General features: G+C 38.6%; 1 protein-coding gene. It reads left to right on the forward strand.

Going from position 1 to position 1,787, the window contains the following annotated elements; genetic code table 11:
- The first annotated feature begins 212 nt into the window (after window positions 1–212).
- Window positions 213–1,535, forward strand: a complete 1,323-nt coding sequence (locus tag V7164_RS06650; RefSeq protein WP_335353708.1) for an alkaline phosphatase — start codon at window positions 213–215, stop codon at window positions 1,533–1,535.
- Window positions 1,536–1,787: the final 252 nt, after the last annotated feature.

Consider the following 1,787-nt stretch of genomic DNA (forward strand, 5'->3'; position numbering starts at 1 on the left):
ATTCTATTTTTCTGAACATGAAATATATTTTTAATTTTTCTTTTTCACTAGGTAATCATATGTGTAAAAATGGAATAATTTACTAATTAATATTTTAGAACACTAGTTTTCACCTGTTTTTTCCCGTTTACACATTATTAACCCTCTATTAAAAGTGATTCAACACTCAAGATCTATATTAGGTTTGTAAACCACTTTAGGAGGGAATTTAAATGAAAAAGAAATCTATTAAAAAGAAACTGATCCCGTTTGCTGTAGTATCATCAATCGCAATTGGAAGTCTTGTTGGAAGTTTTTCGACTCCATCTGCTGATGCGAAGTCTAATAATGTTCAAAACAATGGGATAGCCAAAAATGTTATTTTCATGGTTCCAGATGGATATTCTGCTTCATATGCAACAAACTATCGCTGGTACAAAGGTGAAGAATCCATTTTAGACTCCATGCTTGTTGGGATGCATCGTACATATTCCGCAAATACAGAAGTAACAGACTCTGCAGCTGCTGGGACAGCAATGGCAACAGGAGTTAAAACAAATAATGGCATGATTAGCACTACGCCAGACGGCAAAGAGCTAAAAACTATTCTTCAAGCGGCTGAAGAAGCTGGTAAAGCATCTGGCTTAGTAGCTACTTCAACTATCACTCATGCAACTCCTGCAGTATTTGCTTCCCACGTAGCTTCACGTGCAAATGAAGCTGACATCGCACCTCAATTGCTAGAAAATGGTGTTGATGTCCTTCTTGGAGGCGGGAAAAAGTATTTTCCAGAGTCCTTATTAAATGAAGCTAAAGCACAGGGCTATCAATTCGCTTCGAATAAGGAAGAACTTGCTAATGTGAAAAAATCAGACAAGCTAATTGGGCTATTCGCTGAAGATGGCATGGCACCAGAGTTGGATCGTGATGAGTCCGATGAACCAAGTCTTGCAGAAATGACAGAATCAGCATTAGATGCTCTTAAACAAGATAAAGACGGTTTCTTTTTAATGGTTGAAGGAAGCCAAATTGATTGGGCAGGTCATGATAATGATGCGGCTTGGGCAATGAAGGATAGCGAAGCGTTTGAAATGGCAGTTGCGAAAGCTGTTGATTTTGCGAAAAAAGATGGGAACACATTAGTAGTCGTTGCGGGCGATCATGATACAGGCGGCATGTCTGTCGGCGGTTATGGCAAGGGGGATGCAAAACTAGAGGTATTGCGTCAAGTTACGGCAACTGGCGATTTTATGGAAAGCAAACTAAATGCTGATCGCAGTAATGTAAAAGAAATCGTTAAACAATATACGAACCTTGACTTAACCGATGCTGAAGCAGAAAGAATTAAGGCTGCAAAAAGTCCATCAATGACTATAAACCAGATCGTTTCTGAGCGCGCAATAGTTGGATGGTCAAGCACTGGACACACAGGTACAGATGTTCCGTTATATGCATTCGGACCAGGCTCTGATTTATTTAGAGGCTTACATGAAAATACTGATCTTCCTGTCCTAATGGGAGAAGCTATGAAGATTAAGTTTACTCCTGGAAAGTAACCAAAATATAATTTTTCATATGAAAAGGAGCTGTTGACAAAACAGCTCCTTTCGTTCATTTTAAAGTGGACTTACCACAAAATTACTGAGATCAGCATCCAAATTTTCCAGGAAACCCAGTTAAGTATATATGATAGGTTTGATCTTCTATTATAAAAATGGCGTAATTAAGTGCTCATTCTCAGGGACAGTTTGGAAAACCGTAATTGGTCGCCCAACTGCCAGATACTCTAATTCTTCTCTTAAATAACC

The sequence above is a fragment of the Bacillus sp. JJ1474 genome (genome assembly GCF_036965225.1).
Taxonomy (GTDB): Bacteria; Bacillota; Bacilli; order Bacillales; family Cytobacillaceae; genus Cytobacillus.

Bases quoted from the DNA above. Each gene is read 5' to 3' on its own strand.
- V7164_RS06650 (WP_335353708.1), top strand. From the start codon at position 213: ATGAAAAAGAAATCTATTAAAAAGAAACTGATCCCGTTTGCTGTAGTA.